23 protein-coding genes are annotated in these 24906 nt (G+C 70.3%); 10 read left to right on the forward strand and 13 right to left on the reverse strand.

Annotation, left to right across the window (positions count from 1 at the left end):
* Positions 1–29: 29 nt before the first annotated feature.
* From ACZ4TR_RS20245 to ACZ4TR_RS20265, 5 genes are read right to left on the reverse strand one after another with little or no spacing between them, the layout of a single operon-like run.
* Entirely contained in the window at positions 30–1772 is a 1743-nt protein-coding gene (locus ACZ4TR_RS20245; protein ID WP_465288480.1) for a beta-galactosidase, read from the reverse strand.
* Entirely contained in the window at positions 1765–3303 is a 1539-nt protein-coding gene (arfA, locus tag ACZ4TR_RS20250) for an arabinosylfuranosidase ArfA (protein WP_465288481.1), read from the reverse strand. Before arfA ends, ACZ4TR_RS20245 begins: the two co-directional genes overlap by 8 nt.
* Entirely contained in the window at positions 3300–4643 is a 1344-nt protein-coding gene (locus tag ACZ4TR_RS20255; RefSeq protein WP_465288482.1) for an ABC transporter substrate-binding protein, read from the reverse strand. Before ACZ4TR_RS20255 ends, arfA begins: the two co-directional genes overlap by 4 nt.
* A 29-nt stretch (positions 4644–4672) precedes the next feature.
* The gene (locus tag ACZ4TR_RS20260) at positions 4673–5536 is read right to left on the reverse strand and encodes a carbohydrate ABC transporter permease (protein WP_465288955.1); all 864 of its coding nucleotides are present in this window, start codon (positions 5534–5536) and stop codon (positions 4673–4675) included.
* A gap of 16 nt (positions 5537–5552) precedes the next feature.
* Positions 5553–6482 carry a carbohydrate ABC transporter permease gene (locus tag ACZ4TR_RS20265; RefSeq protein ID WP_465288483.1) on the reverse strand — a complete coding sequence of 310 codons (930 nt, stop codon included), beginning with the start codon at positions 6480–6482 and terminating at the stop codon, positions 5553–5555.
* Between the two features lie 127 nt (positions 6483–6609).
* On the opposite strand from ACZ4TR_RS20265, the gene ACZ4TR_RS20270 reads away from it, so the two are divergent.
* Positions 6610–7596, forward strand: a complete 987-nt coding sequence (locus tag ACZ4TR_RS20270) for a LacI family DNA-binding transcriptional regulator (RefSeq protein ID WP_465288956.1) — start codon at positions 6610–6612, stop codon at positions 7594–7596.
* 388 nt (positions 7597–7984) lie between these two features.
* Positions 7985–8167: a hypothetical protein gene (locus tag ACZ4TR_RS20275; protein WP_465288484.1), complete on the forward strand. Its 183-nt coding sequence runs from the start codon at positions 7985–7987 to the stop codon at positions 8165–8167.
* Here ACZ4TR_RS20275 and ACZ4TR_RS20280 read toward each other — a convergent pair.
* Positions 8145–8777 (reverse strand): DsbA family oxidoreductase, encoded by a 633-nt coding sequence (locus tag ACZ4TR_RS20280; protein ID WP_364528903.1) that lies wholly within the window; start codon positions 8775–8777, stop codon positions 8145–8147. The two genes, ACZ4TR_RS20275 and ACZ4TR_RS20280, sit on opposite strands and share 23 nt — an antisense overlap.
* Before the next feature lie 83 nt (positions 8778–8860).
* Between ACZ4TR_RS20280 and ACZ4TR_RS20285 the strand changes: the two genes are divergently transcribed.
* Positions 8861–9460: a QsdR family transcriptional regulator gene (locus ACZ4TR_RS20285; RefSeq protein ID WP_465288485.1), complete on the forward strand. Its 600-nt coding sequence runs from the start codon at positions 8861–8863 to the stop codon at positions 9458–9460.
* 309 nt (positions 9461–9769) lie between these two features.
* The gene (gene bdeA, locus ACZ4TR_RS20290; protein ID WP_364526460.1) at positions 9770–10699 is read left to right on the forward strand and encodes a bis(hydroxyethyl) terephthalate hydrolase; all 930 of its coding nucleotides are present in this window, start codon (positions 9770–9772) and stop codon (positions 10697–10699) included.
* 4 nt (positions 10700–10703) lie between these two features.
* Here bdeA and ACZ4TR_RS20295 read toward each other — a convergent pair whose 3' ends face one another.
* Positions 10704–11684, reverse strand: a complete 981-nt coding sequence (locus tag ACZ4TR_RS20295) for an NAD(P)-dependent alcohol dehydrogenase (protein ID WP_465288486.1) — start codon at positions 11682–11684, stop codon at positions 10704–10706.
* A gap of 90 nt (positions 11685–11774) precedes the next feature.
* Between ACZ4TR_RS20295 and ACZ4TR_RS20300 the strand changes: the two genes are divergently transcribed.
* Both ACZ4TR_RS20300 and ACZ4TR_RS20305 read left to right on the forward strand, forming a co-directional pair.
* Complete coding sequence (locus ACZ4TR_RS20300; protein ID WP_465288487.1) at positions 11775–12434, forward strand: TetR/AcrR family transcriptional regulator C-terminal domain-containing protein; 660 nt, start codon at positions 11775–11777, stop codon at positions 12432–12434.
* A gap of 45 nt (positions 12435–12479) precedes the next feature.
* Positions 12480–13487, forward strand: coding sequence for an LLM class flavin-dependent oxidoreductase (locus ACZ4TR_RS20305; protein ID WP_465288488.1), 1008 nt, complete (start codon positions 12480–12482; stop codon positions 13485–13487).
* Positions 13488–13495: 8 nt separating this feature from the next.
* Here the strand turns inward: ACZ4TR_RS20305 and ACZ4TR_RS20310 are convergent, their stop codons facing one another.
* The 4 genes from ACZ4TR_RS20310 to sigK form a co-directional block, all read right to left on the reverse strand.
* Positions 13496–14170, reverse strand: coding sequence for a fasciclin domain-containing protein (locus ACZ4TR_RS20310; protein ID WP_465288489.1), 675 nt, complete (start codon positions 14168–14170; stop codon positions 13496–13498).
* A gap of 95 nt (positions 14171–14265) precedes the next feature.
* Positions 14266–15843, reverse strand: coding sequence for a molybdopterin-dependent oxidoreductase (locus ACZ4TR_RS20315; protein ID WP_465288490.1), 1578 nt, complete (start codon positions 15841–15843; stop codon positions 14266–14268).
* An 18-nt stretch (positions 15844–15861) separates the two neighbouring features.
* Positions 15862–16539, reverse strand: coding sequence for an anti-sigma factor (locus ACZ4TR_RS20320; RefSeq protein ID WP_465288491.1), 678 nt, complete (start codon positions 16537–16539; stop codon positions 15862–15864).
* A complete protein-coding gene (gene sigK, locus ACZ4TR_RS20325) occupies positions 16536–17132 on the reverse strand; it encodes an ECF RNA polymerase sigma factor SigK (protein WP_465288492.1) in 597 nt (198 codons plus the stop codon). The genes ACZ4TR_RS20320 and sigK overlap by 4 nt, the downstream gene beginning before the upstream one ends.
* 718 nt (positions 17133–17850) lie before the next feature.
* Here sigK and ACZ4TR_RS20330 point away from each other — a divergent pair.
* Together ACZ4TR_RS20330 and ACZ4TR_RS20335 are read left to right on the forward strand one after the other, a co-directional pair.
* Positions 17851–18264, forward strand: a complete 414-nt coding sequence (locus ACZ4TR_RS20330; RefSeq protein WP_465288493.1) for an SsgA family sporulation/cell division regulator — start codon at positions 17851–17853, stop codon at positions 18262–18264.
* 112 nt (positions 18265–18376) lie between these two features.
* Positions 18377–19753, forward strand: a complete 1377-nt coding sequence (locus ACZ4TR_RS20335; RefSeq protein WP_465288494.1) for a class I adenylate-forming enzyme family protein — start codon at positions 18377–18379, stop codon at positions 19751–19753.
* On the opposite strand, the gene ilvD is transcribed toward ACZ4TR_RS20335, so the two are convergent.
* Positions 19732–21423 (reverse strand): dihydroxy-acid dehydratase, encoded by a 1692-nt coding sequence (ilvD, locus tag ACZ4TR_RS20340; RefSeq protein ID WP_364526478.1) that lies wholly within the window; start codon positions 21421–21423, stop codon positions 19732–19734. The two genes, ACZ4TR_RS20335 and ilvD, sit on opposite strands and share 22 nt — an antisense overlap.
* Before the next feature lie 116 nt (positions 21424–21539).
* Here ilvD and ACZ4TR_RS20345 point away from each other — a divergent pair, with 116 nt between their 5' ends.
* The gene (locus tag ACZ4TR_RS20345; RefSeq protein ID WP_465288495.1) at positions 21540–22616 is read left to right on the forward strand and encodes an NAD(P)H-dependent amine dehydrogenase family protein; all 1077 of its coding nucleotides are present in this window, start codon (positions 21540–21542) and stop codon (positions 22614–22616) included.
* On the forward strand, positions 22613–23098 hold the full coding sequence (locus ACZ4TR_RS20350) for a carboxymuconolactone decarboxylase family protein (protein WP_465288496.1): 486 nt from the start codon (positions 22613–22615) through the stop codon (positions 23096–23098). Before ACZ4TR_RS20345 ends, ACZ4TR_RS20350 begins: the two co-directional genes overlap by 4 nt.
* A gap of 52 nt (positions 23099–23150) precedes the next feature.
* Here ACZ4TR_RS20350 and ACZ4TR_RS20355 read toward each other — a convergent pair whose 3' ends face one another.
* Positions 23151–24686, reverse strand: coding sequence for a GMC oxidoreductase (locus ACZ4TR_RS20355; RefSeq protein ID WP_465288497.1), 1536 nt, complete (start codon positions 24684–24686; stop codon positions 23151–23153).
* Positions 24687–24906: the final 220 nt, after the last annotated feature.

The raw sequence follows: 24906 nt of genomic DNA on the forward strand, positions 1-24906 counted from the left end.
AACTGCCCTTCGTTCCGGTGGGGACTTCCTCAGGCCTCGGTGTGTCCCAGCAGCGGCCGCGGCACGAACCGGGCCGCCGGGTCGAGCATCGTGTCCAGTTCGAGCACGACGAGTTCGTTGGCCCCCGCGCGGACGACCGGCCCCGGGACGTACAACGTCCGCTGCGGCCCGCGCCGCCAGTACCGGCCGAGCGGGAACCCGTTGAGCCACGCGAGACCCTTGCCCCACTCCCCGGTGTCGAGGAAGAGGTCCGCGGACGCCTCGGCCTCGAACGACGCGCGCAGCAGCACGGGACCGGCCACCGGTCCCTCCACAGTGGACGCCGACACCGGCCCGGGCAGCGCCCCCAGATCCAGGGGCAGCACGTCCCAGCCGGCCACCGGCTCGCCGTGCAGCGTCGCGCCGCCGATGATGCCCTTGGCTTCGCCGATCCGCGGGCCGTAGTCGACGCGGCCCTGGTCCTCGACCAGCACCAGCAGTTCGCCGTTCGCGCGCGGCAGCGCGAGCGCGCGGTCGTGGTGCTCGCGCAGCAGCGTGCCGATCGGGGCGCCGTCGAAGAACACCGTCGCACGGTCGCGGACCTCGCCGAACGCCAGGACGCCCGGCCGGTCACCCGAGACGGTCGTGCGCAGCAGGGCGATCCGCGGCATCGGCGTCAGGTCGTCGAACGCGGGCAGGTCCTCGTGGAACTCCCAGGCGCCCCAGCGGTCCGGGGCGTCGAGCAGCCGGACGGGGTCGCGAAGCACGGCCTCGAAAGCCGGTGCGGGCCGGGCCGGCGGCGGAACGGAGTCCGGCACCTTGTGGTAGCGCGCGATCACGTCGCGGAAGGCGTGGTACTTCGGCGTCGGGTCGCCGGCTTCGTCCAGCGGCGCGTCGTAGTCGTAGGAGGTGACCAGCGGCTGGTAGACGCCCTTGTCGTTCGCGCCGCTGGTGAGCCCGAAGTTGGTGCCGCCGTGGAACATGTACAGGTTGACCGACGCGCCCGCGGCGAGCAGCGCGTTGAGTTCGGCCGCCGCGTCCGCGGCCGACGTCGTGTGGTGGTGGGCGCCCCAGTGGTCGAACCAGCCGTTCCAGAACTCGCTGCACATCAGCGGCCCGGTGGGCTGGTGCGCGCGCAGGATCGCGAGCCGGGCCTCGGCGTTGGAGCCGAAGGACGCGGTGCGGTGCAGACCGTCCAGACTGCCCGCTTCGAGCATGTCCGGCTGGTCCACCGTGGTCAGTGGCACGGTGATCCCGGAGGCCCGCGTGTGCTCGGCCAGCGCCCGCAGGTACCGCTTGTCGTCGCCGAACGCGCCGTACTCGTTCTCGACCTGGACGAGCAGCACCGGCCCGCCGCGGTCGATCTGGTGCGGCACCACGACTTCGTAAACGCGCGTGAGGTATTCGCGCACGGCGTCGAGGTACTTCGGCTCGTACCGGCGGACCCCGACCGACGGGTCGCGGAACAGCCACGCCGGCAGGCCGCCGTTGTCCCACTCCGCGCAGATGTACGGGCCGGGCCGCACGATCGCGTACATCCCCGCGTCGGCGACGAGCCGCAGGAACCGGTCGAGGTCGAGCCCGCCGGAGAGGTCGAACTCGCCCGGCGAGGGGGCGTGCGCGTTCCACGGGACGTACGTCTCGATGGTGTTCAGGCCCATCCGCCGGGCCTTGTCGATCCGGTCGGCCCACAGGTCCGGGTGCACGCGGAAGTAGTGCAGGGCACCGGAAAGGATCCGGAACGGCCGGCCGTCGAGCAGGAAGTCGGTCTCCCCGATGACGAACTCAGGCATGGCCGCCCGCCTCCGGGGACAGCTGGAGCACGGTCCAGGACAGGGGTGGCAGTGTCACGGTGATGGTCGTCCCCCCGGGGTCGGACGTCACGGCGGTGCCCGGCAGGGGCACCGGCCGGACCGGTTGTGCGTCGGCGGTGTTGACGGCGTGGCGCGTCTCGCCTTCGGGTGTGCTCAGGGTTTCGGCGGCGTACACGCCGTACCGCGCGCCGCGCAGGCGGATCCGGACCTCGGTCGGCGACACCGTGGCCCGGTTGGTGAGGAACACCGCGCCGCGCCCGCCCTCCCCGGCCGTCGCGGCGACGTCCACGAGGTCGACCTCGCCGTGCTGTGCGGTGCGCAGGCTCTCGCCCTCGACGGTCAGGCGCAGGCTCGCCCCGCTCGCCAGCGCGGCCACCTGCCGGAACGGGTGGAACGTCGCCTGGCGCCAGGCCGGGCCGCCGGGCTCGGTCCGGATCGGCGCGATGACGTTCACCAGCTGCGCCTGGCTGGCCATCGTGACGCGGTCGACGTTGCGCAGCAGGGTGCTCAGCAGCGAGCCGACGACGACCGCGTCGGTGACCGTGTAGGTGTCCTCGATGATCCGCGGGTGTTCGCGCCAGCCGCCCTCGGCGAGCCGCGCCTGGTCGACCTCGTTCCAGCGGCGCAGGTCCCAGACGTTCCACTCGTCGACGCTGATCCCGATCTTCTTCTCGAGGCCCAGTTCGGCGAGGGTCTCGTCGATGATCCCCGCCGTCGTGCGGATGTAGCGGTCCAGTGCGGCGCCGCTGGCGAGGTAGCTGTCGGTGTCGCCGTGCAGTTCCTGGTAGTAGGCGTGCAGCGAGATGTGGTCGACGAGGTCCGCGGTGTGGCGCAGCACCGTGCGCTCCCACTCGCCGAACGTCGGCATGTCGGCGTGGGAGCTGCCGGCCACGACCAGTTCGACGTCCGGGTCGATCATCCGCATGACCCGGGCGGCCTCCGCGGCCAGGCGGCCGTACTCGCCGGCCGTCTTGTGGCCGATCTGCCACGGGCCGTCCATCTCGTTGCCGAGGCACCAGAGCTTGAAGCCGAACGGACGGTCGGCGCCGTTCGCGCGCCGCCGCTCGCTCAGCTCCGTGCCGCCCGGGTGGTTGCAGTACTCCAGGACGTCGGCGGCTTCCTGGATGCCGCGGGTGCCGAGGTTGACGGCGTACATCACCTCGGTCCCCGCCGCTTCGGCCCACGCGGCGAACTCGTGCAGGCCGAAGCGGTTGGACTCGACGCTGTGCCAGGCGGGGTCGAGCCGGGCCGGGCGATCCGGCCCGACGCCGTCTTCCCAGCGGTAGCTCGAGACGAAGTTGCCGCCGGGGTAGCGGACCACGGTCGGCCCGAGCTCGCGGACCAGCTCCAGGACGTCGCCGCGGAACCCGCGTTCGTCCGACGTGGAGTGTCCCGGTTCGTACAGGCCTGTGTAGACGGACCGGCCCATGTGCTCGACGAACGAGCCGAAGAGGCGACGGGGGACGGGGCCGATCACCTCGGCGGCGTCACCTTCGATGTGGACGGTCATCCGGCGCTGACCGTGAAGCCCTGCTGGTTGCCGTAGTCGACGATCGCCTGCTGCCAGGCCGCCAGCCCGGCGTCGAGCCCGGTGCCGTTCAGGTAGGCCTTGCCCGCGGTGTCGCTGAAGACGCTGTTGGCGTAGGTCTGGTACGGCAGGTAGGTCCAGCCCGGCGCGACGTCCTTCGACGCCTGGGTCAGCACCTGGTTGATCTTCTGGCCGCCGAAGTACGGCACCGCCTGGTCGACGAACGCCGGCGAGGTCAGGTCGGCCGTGGTGGACGGGAAGCCGCCGCTCTTGATGAACGGCTGGACGCCGCCGTCGTGGTTGAGCCAGCGCACGAACGCCGCGGCCAGCGCCGGGTTCTTGCTCTGCTTGAGCACCGACTGCGTGCTGCCGCCGTTCTCGGCGGTGACCGCCTTCTGCCCGTCGTAGGTCGGCATCGGCGCGACGGCCCACTTGCCACTGCCCCCGGGCACCGAGGAGATGAAGTTGCCGGGCATCCAGGCGCCGGTGACCAGGGACGAGATGGTGCCGTCGCCGAGGGCGCGGAACCAGTCGTCGGACCACTCCTTGACCGGGGCGAGCAGCTTGCCCTGGATCAGCTGGTCCCACATCGCCGTCCACTTCTTGGTGCCCGCGTCGGCGAAGTTCACCTTGACGTTCCGGCCGTCGACGCCGATCGGGTGCCCGCCGGCCTGCCAGATCATGCTCAGCACGAACCCGGGGTCACCGGTGTCCGAGGTGATGTACTTCGTGGGATCGGCGGCGTGCAGCTTCTTCGCCGCGGCGATGTACTCCTCCCACGTCTTCGGCACGGCGATGGCGTTCTTGTCGAAGACTTCCTTGTTGTAGAACAGCGCCATCGGCCCGGAGTCCTGCGGCAGGCCGTAGACCCCGTTGCCGTTCTTGACCTGCGCCCACGTCGAGGCGCTGTAGTCCTTTTCGAACGACCCGAAGCCGAACTGGTTCAGGTCGGCCAGTGCATCCGTCAGCGCGAACTGCGGGAGGGCGTAGTACTCGATCTGCGCGACGTCCGGCGCGCCGGAGCCGGCCTTGATCGCGTTCTGCAGCTTGGTGTACTCGTCCTTGTTCGTCCCGGCGTTGACGTAGTTGACCTTGACGTTCGGGTACTGCTTCTCGAACGCGGCGACCTGGTCCTTGGCCGACGGGGTCCAGCTCCAGTACGTGATCGACCCGCCCGCCTTGAGCGCGGCGTCGACGGAGTCCTGGGTGCCGGTGACGGCGGCGGGCCCGGCCGTGGAGCCCCCGGACGAACAGCCGGCCGCGAGAGCGGCGGCGAGCGCCACGGCGGCGAACGCCTTGGCGCGACTGCGGATGCGTGACATCGAGTGTCCCTTCACGACGGTGTGACGGCTCATTGCTTGACGCTCCCCGCGCTCAGTCCCGATTGCCAGAACCGTTGCATGAACAGGAAAGCGATGACGAGGGGAATGATGGTGAGCAGCGACCCGGTGAGCACCAGGTTGAAGATCGGCTGGGCGCCGGCGCCGTTGGCCTGCGCGCTCCACTGGTTGAGCCCGACGGTCAGCGGGTACCACTTCGGTTCGCTGAGCATGATCAGCGGCAGGAAGTAGTTGTTCCAGGTCTGCACCATCGTGAACAGCGCGACCGTGACGATCCCGGGGGCCAGCTGGCGCAGCGTCACGGTGAAGAAGATCCGGAGCTCCCCCGCGCCGTCGATCCGCGCCGCCTCCATCAGCTCGTCCGGGATGGCGTCGGCGGCGTAGACCCAGATCAGGTAGAGGCCGAACGGGCTGATCAGTGACGGGATGATGACGGACAGGGGCGTGTTCGTCAGCCCGAGCTTGCTGAACATCAGGAACGTCGGCACGGCGAGCGCCGTCGTGGGGACGGCCACCGCGCCGAGGACGATCGCGAACACCGCGCGACGGCCGGGGAAGCGGTACTTGGCCAGGCCGTAGCCCGCCGCCGTGGCGAGGATCGTCGCGCCGCCGGCGCCGACCACGACGTAGAGCAGGGTGTTCCCCAGCCAGCGGAAGAAGATCCCGTCGTTGTAGGTGAACGTCTGGGCGATGTTGTCGAAGAGGGCGAACGGGCCGCCGAAGGACAGGCCCGACGTCGAAAACAGCGCCGGCTGCGTCTTGGACGCGTTGATCACCAGCCACGCCAGCGGAACCAGCGTGTAGACCAGATACAGCGCCATGACGGCGGTGAGCGTGCGCGACTTGCGGGGCCGCGTCACCGAGAGCGGTTTCATCGCCACAGCGGCCACGTCACATCCCCTTCCGGGAGCCGCGCAGCTGCACGACGTAGGCGATGACCGCGGTGATCACGCCCATCACGATCGCGACCGTGGCGGAGTAGTTGTACTGCTGGCCCGCGAAGGAAAGGTTGTAGGCGTACATGTTGGGTGTGTAGAAGGTCCCGATGACGTTCGGCACCAGGTTGCGCATGATGTTCGGCTCGTTGAACAGCTGGAAGCTGCCGATGATCGAGAAGATCGTGGCGATCACGATGGCGCCGCGGATCGCGGGGAGCTTGACCGACCGGATCACGCGGAACGTGCCGGCGCCGTCGATCGCGGCCGCCTCGAACAGCTCGGTGGGGATCACCTTCAGCGCGGAGTAGAAGATCAGCATGTTGTAGCCGACGAACTCCCAGGTGACGACGTTGCCGATCGAGGTGAGCAGCCAGTTCTGCGAAAGCGGCTTCACCGCGTCGGTGCCGAGCAGGTGGTTGAGGTCCGCGGCCAGTCCGAAGTGGTCGCCGTAGATGAAGCCCCACATCAGGGTCGCGACCACGGCCGGCACCGCGTACGGCAGGAAGATCACGATCCGGAAGAACCCGGCGGCGTGCAGCCGGGCACTGTCGATCGCGAGGGCCGCGACCAGCGCGAGCAGCAGCATGATCGGCACCTGCACGGCGAGGAACACCAGTACTCGCTGGAAGGACTCCCAGAACTTGGGGTCGGCGAGCACCTGCGCGTAGTTGTCGGCGCCGACGAACACCGTGCCACCGAAGAAGGCCTGGTCGCGGAAGAGGCTGAGCACGAACGCGTAGACGACCGGCGCGATGAACGTCAGCGCGAACACGAGCATGAAGGGAGCGACGAAGAGCCAGCCTCGCCAGTTCCGCCGCGGTCGGCGGACCGGCGGTGCCGGGCGGGCCGGCGCCGGGACGGGCGGAGCCGCTGTGGACGTCATCGTCTCTCCGGTGTTGCAGATGTTTACGTCAACATGGACGGTCGGAGGGTAACGTGTTGACGTAAACATGTCCAGGACACCCGAGGAGACACTCGTGCCGGCTGCATCCCCCCGTCGTGGACCGTCGATGGCGGACGTCGCGCGCGAGGCGGGCGTGTCCGGCCAGACGGTGTCCCGCGTAGCGAACGGCAAGACCAATGTGGACGACGCCACCCGCGAGCGCGTCCTCGCCGCGATGCGCCGGATCGGCTACCGCCCCAACAGCGCGGCGCGCGCGCTCCGCAACGGCAAGTTCCGCAGCATCGGCGTGATCATCTCGGCGCTGCCGACGTTCGGCAACAGCCGCACGCTCGACGCCATCGCGGCGGCGGTCGTCCCGGAGGGGTTCTCGATCATCCTGATGCCGGTGACGCGCCCGACGCAGGGCGAGGTGACGGGGGCGTTCAGCAAGCTGAACGAGCAGGCCGTCGACGGCGTGATCATCCTGATCGAGCAGCACCAGCTCGACCAGAGCGAAATCGAGCTGCCGCACGGGCTCCCGGTGGTGGTGATCGACTCGAGCGCGCGGTACGACTACCCGGTGGTCGACACCGACCAGGCCGACGGCGCCGCCACGGCGACCCGCCACCTGCTGGAGCTGGGGCACGCGACGGTGTGGCACATCGCGGGGCCACCCCAGTCGTACTCGGCCGAGCGCCGCCGCAAGTCCTGGCGAGCGACGTTGGAGCTGGCGGGCGCGTACGTCCCGCCGGTGTTCGTCGGCGACTGGTCCCCGGCGTCGGGGTACGAGGTGGGGTTGCAGCTGGCCGCCGACCCGGCGGTGACGGCGGTGTTCGTGGCGAACGACCAGATGGCGTTGGGGCTGTTGCGGGCATTGCACGAAACGGGACGTCGCGTACCGGACGAGGTGAGCGTGGTGGGGTTCGACGACATGGAGGAGTCGGCGTGCTTCTGGCCCCCGCTGACGACGATCCGCCAGTCGTTCGAAGCGGTCGGCCACCACGCGGTTTCGGCGCTGCTGGCGGAGATCGAGACGGGAGCCGAGGTGGGCGAGCCGGTGACGGTGCCGACGGAGCTGATCCTCCGTTCGAGCACGGCACCCCCACCGGCCTGACCTCGCCCACCGCTCTCGGGCGGCGAAACTGTCGGTCCCCACCGGTAGCGTGGAAGACGGGGGGCGGCGCCCCGCGGCGAGCATTTCGAAGCCGGCGGCCTTGGAGGTGAGCCGACCCTCCAGGTACACGAGCCGACCCACCAGGCACGCCAGCCGACTCTCCAGGTACACGAGCCGACAGTCCAGGTCCTCGGGCCGACCCTCCCGGCACGCGGACCGACTCCCCGGCCGCTGGCACGTCGGCCGCCCCTCCCGGTGCACGAGCCGGCTTGTCCTGTTTGGCTACACCGGACCGCGGGCATTACTGGCCACCAAGCCGGGTCCGCCGGTTCCGCGAATGTCGCAGTGGTGTGGACCATTCGGCCCATTACTGCAGAAACGAGGCGTCATGCTCGCCATCCTCGCCGCCGTGCTCTTCGGGCTCGCCCTCCTGATGGAACTGGCCGGATTCGGCCTCGGCCCGATCATCACCACCAGCACGCTCACCACCGCCGGCCTGCTGTGCGTCGCCCTGCACCTGGCCGGCGTCGCGACCGACCGTTCGCGGTTCAGCCGGCGGCGGCGCCGCTGACCTCCGCCGCGCGCCGCAGCACCTGGGTGAACACCTCGGGTGACTGCGCGCCGGCGACGCCGAACCGCTCGTCGATCACGAAGAACGGCACCCCGGTCGCGCCGAGTGCCCGAGCCTGTTCGCCGTCCGCCGCGACTTCGGCTTCGTAGGCGTCCGACTCGAGCACCGCGCGGGCCTCGGCGGCGTCGAGCCCGGCTTCGGCCGCCAGCTCCACCAGCGAGTCGCGGTCGAACAGGGACCGCCGTTCGGTGAAGTGCGCGCGGTAGAAGCGATCGACGACGGCGTCGGCCAGCCCGCGCTCGCCGGCCAGGTGCACCAGGCGGTGGCCGTCGACGGTGTTTCCCATGTGGACGCCGTCGAGGTGGTACTCGAGACCGTCGGCGGCCGCGCGCTGTTCCATCTGCGCTTCCATCGCGTCGGCTTCTTCGAGCGTCCGGCCGTACTTTTCGGACAGCACCTCGCGCGTCGGCCGGGAAGTCCCGCGCGGGAAGGACGGGTCGAGCTGGAACGAGTGGTGCACGACCTCGACGTCGGCGCCGAGCTCGGCGACCGCCTGCTCGAAGCGGCGCTTGCCGAGATAGCACCAGGGACAGACGAGATCGGACCAGATGTCTACGCGCACGCCACCACGCTAACCGCGCGGGGGCACGCACTTCAAAGTAACCGTCGGCGACCTGCCGATAGGGTGAGCCGGTGACCGTCTCGACCGACGAAATCGTCCGCCACGCGGCGCGGCTGCTGTTCGCCGGTACCCGCCTCGACCTCGGCCGGATGGCGGCGGAGCTCGGGATCTCCCGCACGACGTTCTTCCGCCGCGTCGGCAACCGCGACGACCTCATGGGCGCGGGGCTGCGGCTGCTCTCCGACCGCACGTGGCAACGGGCCCTCGACAGCTGGCGCGACTCCCACGGCGACGCGGTCCGCACCCCCGAGGGCCGGCTGCGGTGCCTGTGGGTGATGGAGGAGTACCGGCGCGAGGTCGCGGCCAACGAGGGGATGCGCAAGCTGATCGAGGCGGAGTCGGCGGTGGCGCTGAGGGTGCTGACCGACCCGCGCGGCGCGGTCCAGCCGGCCCTGGTCGACGCGCACGTGGAGCTGTTCCGCGCGGACGCTTCGGCGGCAGGTCTGACGCCCCTGGTCGGGTTGCCGGACCTGGCATTCGCGGTGGTGCGGCTGGGCGAGTCGTTCCTGTACTCGGACGTGCTGGCGGCGCGGACGGTGGACCTGAAGGTCGCGACGACGTTGCTGGACACGCTGGTGGGCGGAGCCTTGAAGCCGGCTACGGACCGCTGACCGCCGCTGCCAAAGGCCGCACTTTCACGTGAAAGTGCGGCTTCAACGCGGTGAACGACTCGTTCATGACGTCGGGCCGGCCTACCCGCGCCGAGGTCGGTCTCTTCACTGAGCAAGCGCCCAGTCGGTCAACTACTCACCCATTCGGGTGTTGTGGAACATTTCGCTGAAGTGTTTCATGGCAGCACGGGAAAGCGGTTACCCCGCGCCCCGCACGCGGCACCTCCTGCGTTGCCGTGCAACGGTTCCGTCGATTCGCCCGCCTGTGTCCGGGCGCGCTTTCGCCTGCCCGGGGAAAGAGAGCGATCCATGTCCGTACTCACCAGCCCGCCGACGTCGTCCGGCCCGGGTGAGAAAGTTTCCCTCCGCCGGGGGTGGCGCGCCAAAGCCGCCGGCGTCGTCTTGGCCGCGCTCGCGCTGACCACCGGTGTCGCCGCTCCGGCGCCCGCCGCCGAGAACCCCTACGAACGCGGCCCCGCGCCGACCACCTCCAGCATCGAAGCGAGTCGCGGCAGCTTCGCCACCAGCACTGTCACGGTGTCGCGGCTGGCCGTCTCCGGCTTCGGCGGCGGCACCATCTACTACCCGACGAGCACGACCGCGGGCACGTTCGGGGCCATCTCGATCGCGCCCGGCTTCACCGCGCTCCAGTCGAGCATCGCCTGGCTCGGCCCGCGGCTCGCGTCGCAGGGCTTCGTGGTCTTCACGATCGACACCCTGACCACCAGCGACCAGCCCGACAGCCGGGGCCGGCAGCTGCTGGCCTCGCTCGACTACCTCACCCAGCAGAGCTCGGTGCGTTCCCGCATCGACAGCAGCCGGCTCGGCGTCGTCGGGCACTCGATGGGCGGCGGCGGCACGCTCGAGGCGGCGCGCTCCCGGCCGTCGCTGCAGGCCGCGATCCCGCTGACCGGCTGGAACCTGACCAAGACCTGGTCGACGGTCCGCGTGCCGACGCTCGTCGTCGGTGCGGAGGCGGACACCGTCGCCCCGGTGGCCTCGCACTCGATCCCCTTCTACAACAGCCTGCCGTCCTCTCTGGACAAGGCGTACCTCGAACTGCGCGGCGCCAGCCACTTCGCCCCCAACTCGTCGAACACGACGATCGCGAAGTACACCCTCTCCTGGCTCAAGCGGTTCATCGACAACGACACCCGCTACGAACAGTTCCTCTGCCCGATCCCGAGCACCAGCCTGTCCATTTCGGACTACCGGGGTAACTGCCCGCACAACGGCTGACCGGTCAGCCGGGCACGCCGAGGGAGACGACCACCTTTCCCTTGGCGTGCCCGGCTTCCTGGTAGGCGAACGCGGCACGCAGGCCGTCGAACGGGTAGGTCCGCTCGATGACCGGTGTGAGCCGGCCGCGCTCGGTGAACGCGGCCAGCTCACCCAGAACGGCCGCCTTGTCCCGGCAGGCGACCGCGTCGGCGAGCACCACTCGCCGTCGCGCGAACGGGCCCGAGGCCAGCGCGGCGAAGACGTGCCCGGCGGGCTGCAGCCGGCGCCCGGCCGGGCCACCGACGGCGACGAACGTGCCGTCGCGCTGCAGCACCCGGCGGCACGCGAACACGGACCGGCCGCCGGCGATGTCCAGCACGAAGTCGTAGCTCCGCCCACTGCGGGTGAAGTCCGCCGAGCGGTAGTCGACGACGTGCTTCGCGCCGAGCGAGCGGACGAGGTCGACGTTCGCCGGGCCGCAGACGGCGTCGACCTCGGCCCCCAAAGCTCGCGCCAGCTGGACGGCGAAGGTGCCGACGCCGCCGGAAGCGCCGTTGACCAGCACCCGCTGCCCGGGTTCCACCCCCCGCAAGGAGAGCAGCGCGGTCACGGCGGCCATCGGCATCGCCGCCGCCTGCTCGTGGGTCAGGTTCGCCGGCATCGGCGCCAGCAGACTTTCGGGCACGCAGACGTACTCGGCGTGGGCACCCCGCGGCAGGAGGGCGTAGACGTCGTCACCGGGAGCGAACTTCGTCCCTGCCGTCTCGACCCGGCCCGCCAGGTCGCAGCCGAGGACGCCGACCGGCGGGCGGCGCAGACCGAAGCCCCCGGTCATCAGGCGCGCCACGTGGGGCTCGCCTCTCAGGAAGTGCCAGTCGTACGGGTTGATCGACGTGGCGTGCACCCGCACCCGCACTTCGCCGTCGCCCGGCACCGGATCGGGCACGTCTTCCCAGGTCAGGCTGCCCGGTGGGCCGTACACACGCTGGACGAAGGCCTTCATCACGTCTCCCTTACGTCGTAAGTCTTACGTTGTAAGGTAGCTGCGGGCCAAGCACCGGGTCAAGGTGCCTTACGTTGTACGATCCTGGGCGTGACCACCGAAGCCCGGAGCCCGTTGAGCCGGGAGCGCGTGCTGCGGGCGGCCGTCGCGCTCGCCGACGAGCACGGCCTGCCCGCGGTGACGATGCGCCGGCTCGCGGAGGAGCTCGGCGCCGAAGCGATGTCGCTCTACTACCACGTGGCCAAGAAGGAGGACGTGCTCGACGGGATCGTCGACGTCGTGGCGCAGGAGATCAACGAGGCCGTCGCGCGCCTGGAAGACGGCCCGGACTGGAAGCGGACGGCCCGCCGGCGCATCCTCGCGGCCCGTCAGGTGTTCCTCCGCCACCGCTGGGCGCCGGCGCTGTTCGAGACGCGGTCGTCGACGAGCCTCGCCGTGCTGAAGTACTACGACAGCCTGGTCGGCGTGATGCGCGAAGGCGGGTTCTCGCACGACCGGATCCACCACGCGCTGCACGCGCTCGGCAGCCGGGCGCTGGGATTCAGCCAGGAGCTGTTCGACCCGGGCGCGGGCGCGTCGGCCGAGGTCCCGGCGGACCTGGCGGCGCAGCTGCCGAACCTGGCCGGAATGCTGAGCGAGATCGCCCACGACGACCCGGATTCGACGCTGGGCTGGTGCGATGACCAGGCCGAGTTCGAGTTCGGCCTGGACCTCGTCCTCGACGGCCTGGACCGGCTGCGGGAGCGGTAGTCCACCAGGTGGGACCGCGGCCCGGCCGGAGGCAGAATCGTCGGTGTGTCGCGACCACTGCGGAAGCTCGGCTTCCTGACCATCGGCCTGTTCGACCCCGCCGACCCGCGGCGGGGGCACGAGTCGACCCTCGAGATCATCGAGCTCGGCGAACAGCTCGGGTTCGACAGCGCCTGGGTGCGGCACCGGCACCTGCAGCACGGCATTTCCTCGCCCGTCGCCGTGCTCGCCGCCGCTTCCCAGCGGACGCGCCGGATCGAGCTCGGGACCGCCGTCATCCCGCTCGGCTGGGAGAACCCGCTGCGGCTGGCCGAGGATCTGGCCACCGTCGACCTGCTCTCGGGCGGCCGGCTCAACCCGGGGATCAGCGTCGGGCCGCCGATGCGGTGGGACGACGTCAAGCAGGCCCTCTACCCGGACACCGCCGACGTCGAAGACTTCTCCTACGACCGCGTGGAACGGCTGCTCGGTTTCGTGCGCGGCAAGCCGGCCACCGGATTCAGCGGGACGCAGGGCTTCGAGGTGTTCTCCGACCGGGTCCAGCCGCAGGCGCCCGGACTCGGCGACCGCCTGTGGTACGGCGGCGCGAGCCTGCGCTCGGCCGAGTGGGCCGGCAAGCACGCGATGAACTTCCTGACCAGCAGCGTGGTCAAGGCCGATGGTGACAGCACGGACTTCGCCGAGATCCAGCTTTCGCACATCAAGGCGTTCCGCTCCCATCATCCGGACGGTGCGACCGCCCGCGTCTCGCAGGGACTGGTCGTCATCCCGACCGACAGCGCGACGCCGGAGCAACGCGCGAAATACGAGGCGTACGCGGAGAAGCGGCTTCCCCGCACCGCGGAACCCCAGGGCCCGGCGCGGATGCTGTTCTCCCCCGACTTCGTGGGCACGTCGGCCGAGATCGCCGAACGGCTCCACGCACACAAGGCGTTCCGCGAGGTCGACGAGGTGGCTTTCGCCCTGCCGTTCACCTTCGAACACGAAGATTACGTGCAGATCCTCACCGACATCGCGGAACGCCTCGGTCCGGCGCTGGGCCGGAAGGCCTGACCTGCCTGCTACTTGTTGGTGCCCGGGGTCAGGACCTTGTCGATCACGAAGACCGTGGCGTTCTTCGTGGGGACGTTGCCACACAGGATCTTCGCGCCGTTGACGGTCATGTTGTCACCCGAGCCTTCGATCTTGAGCGGGCCGCCGGCGGTGTTCAGCGACTCCAGGGTGCCGGCCGACTCGAGGCCCTTGGCGTCGTAGCGCTTGCCGACGACGTGGTACTGCAGGATCGGCGCCAGCTCGGCCGGCTTGCCGGCGAGTTCGTTGAACTTGGCGTCGCCCAGCGCGGCGAACGCCGGGTCGGCCGGCGCGAACACCGTGATGGCCTGCTGGCTGTTGAGAGTGTCGACCAGGTTGGTGGCCTTGACGGCCGCCACCAGCTTGGTCAGCAGCGGGTTCGTCGACGCGGCCGACGCGACCGGCTGCGGGCCCATCGAGTCGAGCGAGCCGGGCGCGGACCCCTGCGGCAGCTGCGAACAGGCCGGCCCGAAGACGTCGGCGTTGGTGGTCACGCCGTTGGACGCGGCGGAGTCGGTCGGGGGTGCGGCCATCGACGAGGACGGTGCGGGGGCCGGGGCACTGCTGGAGCTCCCGGAGGAAGCGGTGTCGCTGCCGCTGCACGCGGTCAGCGAAAGCGCGGCCACGGCGGCGAAACCGATTCCGGCGACACGAAGCTTGGTCACGAAAATCACTCCAAAAAAAGCGGCTGTGAACTTCTTCTTGCGGATGATTCGGTGCTGGATCGGAAACGGATTGGCGTCCGATCGGGTGATGCGCGTCACCGGGCGGTGAAATTGATGCCGTGCCACCCGGTGGCACCGTCGGGAACGGTTCCGGCGCGCAGGTCGGTCTGCGTGTAGCCATTTTTGTCGGTCGCCCGGCAGACGACCTGGTGGCCGCCGGGCGTGGCGTCGAACTCGATCCACCACATGCGCCAGGTTTCGAGATTCACTTGCTGCGATAGCATGGCTTCGCGCCACGGGCCGTCGTCGATCCGCACTTCGACCCGCTCGATTCCGGTGTGCTGCGCCCACGCGATCCCGGCCACGCGCACCTTTCCGCCGGTGACGGTTTCGAACCCCTTCGGCGTGTCGATCCGCGATTCCGTCTTGATCGGCGCTTCCCTGCCCCAGCCGCGTTTCAGCCAATACGCCTGCCGCGCCTGCCAGGTCGTCACTTCGAGGTCGGTCACCCATTTCGTGGCCGACACGTAGCCGTACAACCCGGGTATCACCAGCCTCGCCGGAAAACCGTGCTCGATCGGCAGCGGTTCGCCGTTCATGCCGATCGCGAGCATGGCGCCGCGTCCACGGTCCATCGCCGCGGCGAGTGGGCTGCCGGACGTCCAGCCGTCCACACTGGACGAGAAGAGCTGCTCGGCGCCGGGGCGCACGCCGGCCTCCTCGAGCAGGTCCGCGAGGTCGACGCCGAGGAAGTTCGCCGTCGACACGTAGGTGCCGCCGACCTCGTTGGACACGCACGTCATCGTGATCGTGCGTTCCACGAGCGGCCGGTTTCGGATGTCCCCGTAGCCGTAGCGGACCTCGCGGTCGACCATGCCGTGCAGCCGCAGGCTCCAGTCCTCGGTGCGCACCTGCGGGACGGACAACGCGGTGTCCACGCGGTAGAAGTCCGAGTTGCGGGTGAGGAACGTCGGGGTGCCCAGCTTCGCGAAGTCGGCGTCCGCCGGGATCATCGGCGCGGTCCGGGCCGGGACCAGCCGCCCGACCGCCGCGCGCGACGACGCCGCGTCCCGGCTGCCGGCGAGCAGCTGCCCGCCGAGCCCGGCGACCCCGGCTCCGGCGACCACGCCGGCGCCGGCCAGCAGCACCGTCCGGCGCGACGAGCCCCCGGCGGGTTGCGGCGCGGCGTCGCGCCGGGCCAGTCGGTGCAGCAGGGCGAACACCGCGACCCCGGTGACCAGGCTCGCCAGCGGGGCGAGCAGCGCGAGCGCGCCGAGGTCGGGTCGTTCGTACACCGCGACGAGGCCGACCAGGCCGAACCCGGTGACCACGACGAGCCCCGGCCACGGCGTGCGGCGCGAGAGGAGACCCGCCACCGCCGACACGACCACCATGACCGCGGCCATCCCCGCGAGCAGCACGAGCTTGTCGTACGTGCCGAAGGTGCGGACCGCGAAGTCCTTGAGCTCCACCGGGGTCAGGTCGATGGCGCCGTTGCCCACCGCGAGGTACGGCGAAGCGTTGATGCCGACGAGGCCGGCGACGAGGTGTCCCGCCGCCAGCGCCGCCGCGAGCGCCAGGACGCCCAGGAGGGCGGCCAGCCGGCGGGTCAGCCGGGGCTCGGGCGCCTCACCGGGTGCCGGCGAGGCTGGTTCGGCCGTTGACGTGCTCATGGTTCTCCAGTCGTGGCACTAGGTCAGGGAGATCCGGGTGACCGCCGGGGTCGTGGGACCCGCCGAACCACCCGCGGGTTCGACGGTGATCCCGATCCGGTCGATGCCGGGTGGGAGGTCGGACATCAGCATCCGCGGCTGCAGGATCCCCGCCGAGAGCGCTTCCCCGGCGCGGATCATCCACACCTGGTAGACGTGCCCGGCGTCGAGAGCGGGCAGCCCGGAGGCGAGCAGGACGGCCTGGTTCCGGCTGCGTGAGACGACGAGCGTCGCGCTGCCCTCACCGGCGCTCTGGATGGCGGTCGCGTCCGGCGCGGACAGCACCGAGTCGACCGGAGCCGGCGGCGCGGACGTCGTGACGACGCCGACCCCGACCGCGACGACAGCGGCCGCGGCGGCCCCGAACAGCGCGACGCGCAGCCCGAAAGCTCTGGTGCGCCGGGGTTTTCCGGGCGCCGCGACCCGTGGCGGCAGCTGGCGGGTGCGGGCCGTCTCGGCGAGCACCAGCGCCTTCAGCTCGGGCGGCGGCCCGACAGCCTCGGCCACGCCGAGCCAGGTACCGGTCGCCCGCAGCTCGGCCACCTCCTGGCGGCACGCGGCGCATTCGGCGAGGTGCCGTTCGAATCCGGCACGCTCCACATCGGACACCGCGTCCAGCGCGTAGGCCCCGGTCAGCGTGTGCAGCTCGGCGGTCATCGATCCACCCCCAGGCAGTCACGCAGCCGGATCAAACCGTCCCGGATGCGGGTTTTCACGGTCCCGGGCGCCACCTTCAGCACCTCGGCGACCTCGGGATAGGTGTAGCCGTTGTAGTACGCCAGCACGATCGACTCGCGCTGGAGATCGGTGAGCTGGGCGAGGCACTGCCGCACCCGCTGCTGGTCGAGAGTGGCCAAAGTGGACTCGGTGACCTCGTCGAACGGCCGCCGCACATCCATCCGGCCCGCTCGGTCTTCACGGTCGAGCCCGGCCTGGTGTGAGCGCACGCGGTCCACGGCCCGGCGGTGGGCGATCGTCAGCACCCACGACAGCGCGCTGCCGCGCTCCGGGACGTACCTCGTGGCCTTGCGCCACACCTCCACCAGCACCTCCTGCGCCACTTCCTCGGCTTGGGCGTGGTTGCGCAGCACGCGCGTCACCAACCCGAGCACCGGTCCGGCGATGAAGTCGTACAGCGCCGCGAAGGCGGATTCGTCCCCCGCCGCGACGCGCCGGAGCAGCTCCTCGGCGTTCGCCGCGGGCACCGGCTCTCCGTCCGGTTGCAGCCGCAGCCGCCCTCGCTCTCCCATGCCCGGCACCCTCCACCTCACCCTGCTTGTGGGAGGCGTTCGCGGCCGGACGGCGTCGCGGACTGGTGTGGGGTGGCGCTTCCCACCCGGACGGTGCAACTCCGGCGCCGGGACCCATCCGGGGGTGCGACGGCTCCGAAAGCCTGGCGTCGAGTTGTGGGCGGCGGGGTTCGGGGGACTTCCGGATGTGCAGCGACTCAACTTGCGAAGTGGCTGAACTTCTGGGGTGACCTCAGTCGCGCATCGACTCCAAAAGTGGAGTCACTTCAGTTGCGCAGCGAACCCAGTCATGCACCCAATCCAGTCATAGAGTGGGTCCAGTCACGCGGCGGGTCCAGTCATGCGGTGGGTCCAGTCATGCGGTGGGTCCAGTTCTGCGGGGGTCCAGTCATGCGGTGGGTCCAGTCCCGCGGGGGGGGTCGAGTCATGTAGCGAATTCAGTCGCGCACCCGATCCAGTCATGTAGTGAATCCAGTCGCGCACCGACCGCAAGGTGCATTGATGCCGAAGGTGTAGTGACTGCACCTCTGTACCGACTTCAGATCGACTGCTCACGCCAGGTGAGGAAATTGCCCGATCGGCCACGCTGACGGTGACCTCGGACACTTCTTGATCACCCCAGAGTGTGAAAGTTTTTCGGAACGCTGGGCGTTGAACTGACTATGGGTTATCCCTGGAACCAGACGAAGTTAACCGACGAGTAGCAAAGGCGGTCCCCATGGCCGACCCGCACAGCGTGACCAGTGCCAGCTTCGACTTCGGCCTCCGCACCTTCGGGGCGGCGCCGCGGCCGGTGCCGGCCGAGCTGGAGTACGACACCCGTGACCCCTACGCGGTCGCCGTGGTGCTGCACGCCGGCCCGAGCGCCGTCCGGTGGCTCTTCGGGCGCGACCTGCTCGCCGACGGCCTGCTCGCCCGCCGCGGCGAGGGCGACGTCCGCATCGGGCCCGCCGACGACCCCGCGCTGGTCCTCGTGGAGCTCAACTCCCCCGACGGCGCCGCCGTGCTCGAGGCGCCCGCGAAGGAGATCGCCGCCTTCCTCGACCGGACCTACGACGCCATCCCGGCCGGGAGCGAGACGGACTGGTTCGACTTCGACGAGGAACTCGCGAAGCTGTCTTACCAGGACTGAGGCTCAGCCCGCCCCGCACGCGGGCCGTGGCCCCGCACGCGAGCTGTGGACCACCTGCGCAGCTCTGCGTCGGGCTGCGGCTGGACAGGCCTCACTGAGTACGGTCCCGCGGGTGAGCTTCTTCCTGACGAAAGTGCTCGCCGCGCTCGACGACGGCGGCGATCGTGTCCTGTTCCACTCCGGCGGCGTCGCGACCTACCACCAGGCCCGCGACCGCCTGCGCCGGCTGCACGCCGGGCTGGACATGACCGGGACCGTCGCCGTCGACCTGCGCAACCGGCCTGAGACGCTGCTCGTGCAACTCGCCGCCCTCCTGCGCGGCGCGACCGTGCTCATGGTCCCGGCCTCGGCGCCGACCCAGGACCGGCTCGCCGCGGCCAGGGGCGCCACCGTCGTCACCGACCGGCCACAGGACTGGCCACAGGACTGGCCAGGCGACGTCCGCACCCTCGACGACCTCGACGGCGAGCCCGAGCCCCTGGACCCGCCCCGAACCGTCACCCTCCTGTTCCCCACCGGCGGCACCACCGGTACCCCGAAGCTCATCCGCCACAGCGGCATCTACGACGGCATGGCGTACATCTTCACGCCGAACCCGGACGGCCCCGGCCGCACCCTGCTCGTCGCGCCGATGACGCACATGACCGGCAACGCCACCGTGCTCGGCGCGCTCCTGCGCGGCGACACCGTGGTGCTGCAGGACGGCTTCGACGCGGGAGCGGTCCTCCACGCCATCGAAGAACACCGCATCGACACGCTCTCCCTGACCCCGCCCCGCCTGGCCGCCGTGCTCGACCACCCGGCGCGGGCGACCACCGACCTCAGCAGCGTCCGCTCCCTCTCCCTCGGCGCCGCGCCGCTGCCGCCGCACCGGTTCGCCCAGGCCCTCGACGTCTTCGGCCCGGTCGTCGGCCAGGGCTACGGCCTCACCGAGGCCCCGATGATCGCGAGCATTTCCGCCGCCGAGCTGATCGGCCACCCGGAGCGGCTCGGCTCGGTCGGCCGGATCGTGCCCGGCATGGAAGCGCGGATCACCGCGGACGGCGAGGTCGAGGTCCGCGGACTGTCCATGATGGACGGTTACCTCGGCGGCCCGCCGGTCGGCGCCGGCTGGCTGCGCACCGGCGACCTCGGCCGTTTCGACGAGGAGGGCTACCTCTACCTGCTCGACCGCGCCGACGACGTCGTCGTGGTCGGCGACCACGGCACGAAAGTCCCGACCACCGTCGTGGAACACGCCCTGGAGACCCACCCGGCGGTGCGGAGCGCGGCCGTCTTCGGCCTCGCCACCGGAGACGGCCAAGCGCTGCACGCCGTCGTCGTCACCACGAGCGAAGTGACCGAAGACGACCTGAAAGCCCACGCGCGGGCCGCCTTCGGCCAGGAGCACTACGTCCCGGCGAACGTGGACTTCGCCGACGCACTCCCCCTCACCGACGTGGGCAAGGTCGACAAACGCGCGCTCGTTCAGCTCGTGACGGCGCCGTAGGACGACGACCGGACCAGCTTCGCGTACTTCCCGAGCACCCCTTCCGGGAACTTGTTCGGCAGCGGCTCCCAGCCCTCGCGACGACGAGCCAGCTCGGCCGCGTCGACCAGCAGGTCGATGCTGCGGCCCTTGATGTCGACCGCGATCCGGTCGCCGGTGCGGACGAACGCGATCGGCCCGCCGTCGGCCGCTTCGGGCGCGACGTGGCCGATGCACAGGCCGGTGGTGCCGCCGGAGAAGCGCCCGTCGGTCAGCAGGAGGACGTCCTTGCCGAGGCCGGCGCCCTTGATCGCCGCGGTGATCGCGAGCATCTCGCGCATCCCCGGCCCGCCCTTGGGGCCTTCGTAGCGGATGACGACGACGTCCCCGGCCTGGATCCGGCCCTCGTTCAGCGCCGCCATCGCCTCCTGCTCGCGCTCGAACACGCGCGCCGGGCCTTCGAAGTTGGCCGTGTCGAAGCCCGCGGACTTCACGACGGCGCCCTCGGGCGCGAGCGAGCCGCGCAGGATGGTGATGCCGCCGGTCGGGTGCAGCGGGTTGTCCAGCCGCCGCAGGACCTCGCCGTCGATCGGGTCGGGGTCCAGCTCGGCGAGGTTCTCCGCCACCGTGCGGCCGGTGACCGTCAGGGCGTCGCCGTGGATCAGGCCTTCGTCCAGCAGGGCCTTCATCAGCACCGGGATGCCGCCGTGGCGGTCGATGTCGTTCATGACGTACTTGCCGAACGGCTTGAGGTCGCCCAGGTGCGGGACGCGGTCGCCGACGCGGTTGAAGTCGTCGAGGGTCAGCTCGACCTTCGCCTCGTGCGCGATGGCCAGCAGGTGCAGCACGGCGTTGGTCGAGCCGCCGAGGGCCATGATGACGGTGATCGCGTTCTCGAACGCTTCCCGCGTCAGGATGTCGCGCGCGGTGATGCCCTTTTCGAGCAGCCCGACCACGGCTTCCCCCGAAAGGTGCGCGTAGTGGTCGCGACGGCGGTCCGCGGACGGCGGCGCGGCCGACCCCGGCATGCTCATCCCCATGGCCTCGGCCGCCGACGCCATCGTGTTCGCCGTGTACATGCCGCCGCAGGCGCCCTCGCCGGGGCAGATGGCGCGTTCGATGCGGTCCAGGTCGTCGGTCTTCATGCGGCCCGCCCGGCACGCGCCGACGGCCTCGAAGGCGTCGATGAGCGTGACGTCCTTCTCGGTGCCGTCGGTGAGCTTCACCCAGCCGGGAGCGATCGTCCCGGCGTAGAGGAACACCGACGCCAGGTCGAGGCGCGCGGCGGCCATCAGCATGCCCGGCAGCGACTTGTCGCAGCCGGCCAGCAGGATCGAGCCGTCGAGGCGCTCGGCCTGCATGACCGTCTCGACCGAGTCGGCGATGACCTCGCGCGACACCAGCGAGAAGTGCATGCCGTCGTGGCCCATCGAGATGCCGTCGGACACCGAGATCGTGCCGAACTGCAGCGGGTAGCCGCCGGCCGCGTGCACGCCCTCCTTCGACGCCTGCGCGAGCCGGTCGAGGGAGAGGTTGCACGGCGTGATCTCGTTCCACGAACTGGCGACGCCGATGATCGGTTTCTTCCAGTCGCCGTCCCCCATCCCGACGGCGCGGAGCATGCCGCGCGCGGGCGCGGCCTCGATCCCGTCGGTCACCGTGCGGCTGCGGGGCTTCGGGTCGATCGTCATCTCACTGGCCTCCGATACGACGTTCGGACGCACTGCATGCTACCCGCGTCCGCGCGGTCCGCTGGCCGGAACGATTCCCTTCCCCGGCCCGGGCGAAGCGGCGAAAACTCGGCGAGATGATCGCCACGGTGGTGTGGGGCACGGGCAACGTCGGCCGTGCGGCAATCCGGGCCGTCGACGCCCATCCGGCGCTGGAGCTCACCGCGGTGCTCGTCCACGACCCGGCGAAGGTCGGCAAGGACGCGGGCGCGCTGGCGGGGGTCGGCGAACTGGGCGTCGCGGCCACCGACGACGTCGGCGCCGTGCTGGCCGGGAGTCCGCGAGCCGTCGTCTACGCCGCTTCGGGTGACGTCCGGTTCGACGACGCGCTCGCCGACATCGTCCGCGCCCTCGGGTCGGGCGCGGTCGTCGTGACGCCGGCGCTCTACCCCCTCTACGACCAGCGCAACGCGCCGCCGGAGCTGCGCGACCCGGTGCTGGCCGCGATCGCCGACGGCGGCGGCTCGCTGTTCGTCTCCGGCGTCGACCCCGGCTGGGGCAACGACGTGCTGCCGCTGCTGATCAGCGGGCTCGGCACGGACGTCGACGTCATCCGCTGCCAGGAGATCTTCGACTACTCGACCTACGAGCAGCCGGACTCCGTCCGATACCTGGTCGGCATGGGCCAGCCGATGGACTACGACCCGCCGATGCTGATGACCGGCGTCCCGTCGATGGTCTGGGGCGGGCAGGTCCGGCTGATCGCGCGCGGCCTCGGCGTCGAGGTCGATGAACTGCGCGAGACGCTGCAGCGGCGTCCCCTCGAGGAAACCGTGACCACGCGCACCATGGGCGAGTTCGAGAAGGGCACGCAGGGCGCGGTGCGGTTCGAGGTCCAGGGCATCGTCGACGGCGAGCCGCGGATCGTCATCGAGCACGTCACGCGCATCCACCCGTCGTGCGCACCGGACTGGCCGACGCCGCCCAGCGGCGACGGCGCCCACCGCGTGATCATCGAAGGCCGCCCGCGCATCGAGGTCAGCGTCGAGGCGAGCGACGAGGGCGAAAACCGGTCGGCGGGCGGCAACGCGACCGCCGTCGGCCGGCTCGTCGGCGCGATCGACTGGCTGGCCGAGGCGGAACCCGGCCTCTACGACGCACTCGACGTCCCGCTGCGCCCGGCAGCCGGCAAGCTCGGAAGGAGGCGTCCGTGAACATCGACATCCCCGAGGGCAAGGACCCGATCGGGTACGTGTGGGGCGAAATGGTGCCCGGCATCGGGATCGCCGCGTCGCAGTTTTCGCTCGCGGTCTACGCGCACACGACGCTCGGGCTGCGGGAGTTCGAGGCCGCGCGGCTGCGGATCGCGCAGCTCAACGGGTGCGTCTTCTGCCTGGACTGGCGCACCGAGCGCGACGGCGTCAAGGTCGAGCCGGAGTTCGCGGACGCGGTCCTCGACTGGCGCACGACGGACCGCTTCGACGAGCGGACGCGCCTGGCGGCCGAGTACGCCGAGCGGTACACGCTGGACCACCACAACCTGGACGACGAGTTCTGGAAGCGGATGGGCGAGCACTACTCGCAGCAGCAGATCGTCGAGCTGAGCATGAGCCTCGGCGCGTGGCTGGCGTTCGGCCGGCTCAACCACGTCCTGGGTCTCGACACCGTCTGCGTCCTCCCGTCCCACCAGTCGTGAGTGTTCGGTCGGGTTCCAACCCGACCAAACACTCACGACGACTTGCGCCGGGCTAGAAGTCCGTGGCGATGATCTTTTCGATGTTCCGTTCCGCCAGCGCGGTGATGGTGACGAACGGGTTCACGCTCGTGTTGCCCGGGATCAGGGAGCCGTCGATCGCGTACAGGCCCTGGTACCCGGCCAGCCGGCCGTAGTTGTCGGTGGCCTTGCCGAGCACCGCGCCGCCGAGCGGGTGGTAGGTCAGGTGGTCGCCCCAGATCTTGTACACGCCGAAGAGGTCGGTGCGGTAGATCGTCCCCTCCTTGGAGTTGATCTTGTCGAAGATGGACTTCGCCATGTCGATCGACGGCTGCTTCCACGCCGTCTGCCAGTTGAGGTCCACGTTCTGCGTCGAGGGGTTGTAGGTGAACTGCGCTCGGTTGGGATTCTTCGTGATCGACAGGTAGAACGACGCCCACGTCTCGATCCCGGTCGGCAGTGGCGCGACTTCGGCGAACGCGCCGCCCGCGTTCCAGTTGTCGATGCCACCACAGGGGATGGACGACTGGAGGCTGCCGGTCGGGTCCCAGATGTGGTTGGCGCGCCCGCACATCACGTTCCCGTTGTCGCCCCAGCCCTTGCCGACCTCGCCGTTGAGGTTGGGCAGCGCACCGGTGGCCTTCAGCTTCACCAGCAGCTTGCTCGTGCCGACGCTGCCCGCGGCGAAGAACACCTTGTCCGCCGTCACGGACTTCGTCGCCGTCACCGCGCCCGTGGTGGTCAGCTGGTCCATGACGACCGTGTAGCCGCCGCCGGACGCCGGCGTCACCGACGTCACCCGGTGCAGCGGGGAGATGGTGACGCGGCCGGTCGCCTTGATCAGCGGCAGGTAGGTCTTCTGCAGGGACTTCTTGCCGTAGTTGTTGCCGTACAGGATTTCCCCGGCCAGCGCCGAGCGCGGCACGGTGTTGGCTTGCTCCTGCTCCATGTAGTTCCAGTCGTAGACGTCCGGCACGAAGACGAACGGGAACCCGGACCGCTGTGCTTGTTTCCGCCCGACGCGCGCGTACTGGTAGCACTCGGCGGTCTCGAACCAGTCGGAGCGGACGAGCCCGACGCCGAGCCCGGAGTTGGCGCGCGGGTAATAGGTGCCGTACATCTCGTCGGCGTTGACGGTCGGGAGGATCGCGCCGAAGTTCTCCCGCTTCGGCGTGACGGCCATGCCGCCGTTGACGAGCGAGCCGCCGCCGACGCCGCGGCCCTGGTACACGGTGATCCCGCTGAACTCCTCGGCGTCGAGGATGCCGGTGTACTTCGGGATGTCCTTGTCGATGGGGAACCCGAGGAAGTTGGACAGCGGCTGCTTCGTCCTGGTGCGCAACCAGAACGAGCGCTGGTCGGGCGTGGTCGTGTTGGCGAAGATCTTGCCGTCCGAGCCGGGCGTGTCCCAGGCCATGCCCAGTTCGATCAGCTGGACGTCGATGCCGGCCTGGGCGAGCCGCAGCGCGGTGACCTGGCCGCCGTAGCCCGAGCCGATCACGAGGGCGGGCACGCGGGCCGCGTCGGCGATGGTGGTGGAAGAGGTCGCCGCGGCCGCTCGGCTGCCCACTGCCGCGGCCGCCAAGATAGAACCAGTTCCAGCGATGAAAAGACGGCGGGAAACTGCGCCAGAAGCTGTTCTCCACACGGGTTCGTCACGCATGTGATAGTCCTCACCGTTGAGGTATATTAGAACAGGTTATAACTCAGTGGTGCAGACAAGTCGACATATACCCGTGAGTAACCTCCCCGGGTTGCGCGAGGATTCCGCTGAATGGGCCATGATGGAC

The sequence above is a fragment of the Amycolatopsis sp. NPDC028719 genome, from assembly GCF_055565395.1.

Excerpts from the sequence above, each read along its gene's own strand:
- ACZ4TR_RS20245 (WP_465288480.1), bottom strand. The coding sequence starts at position 1,772 with ATGCCTGAGTTCGTCATCGGGGAGACCGACTTCCTGCTCGACGGCCGG.
- arfA (WP_465288481.1), bottom strand. The coding sequence starts at position 3,303 with ATGACCGTCCACATCGAAGGTGACGCCGCCGAGGTGATCGGCCCCGTC.
- ACZ4TR_RS20255 (WP_465288482.1), bottom strand. The coding sequence starts at position 4,643 with ATGTCACGCATCCGCAGTCGCGCCAAGGCGTTCGCCGCCGTGGCGCTC.
- ACZ4TR_RS20260 (WP_465288955.1), bottom strand. The coding sequence starts at position 5,536 with ATGAAACCGCTCTCGGTGACGCGGCCCCGCAAGTCGCGCACGCTCACC.
- ACZ4TR_RS20265 (WP_465288483.1), bottom strand. The coding sequence starts at position 6,482 with ATGACGTCCACAGCGGCTCCGCCCGTCCCGGCGCCGGCCCGCCCGGCA.
- ACZ4TR_RS20270 (WP_465288956.1), top strand. The coding sequence starts at position 6,610 with ATGGCGGACGTCGCGCGCGAGGCGGGCGTGTCCGGCCAGACGGTGTCC.
- ACZ4TR_RS20275 (WP_465288484.1), top strand. The coding sequence starts at position 7,985 with ATGCTCGCCATCCTCGCCGCCGTGCTCTTCGGGCTCGCCCTCCTGATG.
- bdeA (WP_364526460.1), top strand. The coding sequence starts at position 9,770 with ATGTCCGTACTCACCAGCCCGCCGACGTCGTCCGGCCCGGGTGAGAAA.
- ACZ4TR_RS20295 (WP_465288486.1), bottom strand. The coding sequence starts at position 11,684 with ATGAAGGCCTTCGTCCAGCGTGTGTACGGCCCACCGGGCAGCCTGACC.
- ACZ4TR_RS20315 (WP_465288490.1), bottom strand. The coding sequence starts at position 15,843 with ATGAGCACGTCAACGGCCGAACCAGCCTCGCCGGCACCCGGTGAGGCG.
- ACZ4TR_RS20320 (WP_465288491.1), bottom strand. The coding sequence starts at position 16,539 with ATGACCGCCGAGCTGCACACGCTGACCGGGGCCTACGCGCTGGACGCG.
- sigK (WP_465288492.1), bottom strand. The coding sequence starts at position 17,132 with ATGGGAGAGCGAGGGCGGCTGCGGCTGCAACCGGACGGAGAGCCGGTG.
- ACZ4TR_RS20330 (WP_465288493.1), top strand. The coding sequence starts at position 17,851 with ATGGCCGACCCGCACAGCGTGACCAGTGCCAGCTTCGACTTCGGCCTC.
- ilvD (WP_364526478.1), bottom strand. The coding sequence starts at position 21,423 with ATGACGATCGACCCGAAGCCCCGCAGCCGCACGGTGACCGACGGGATC.
- ACZ4TR_RS20345 (WP_465288495.1), top strand. The coding sequence starts at position 21,540 with ATGATCGCCACGGTGGTGTGGGGCACGGGCAACGTCGGCCGTGCGGCA.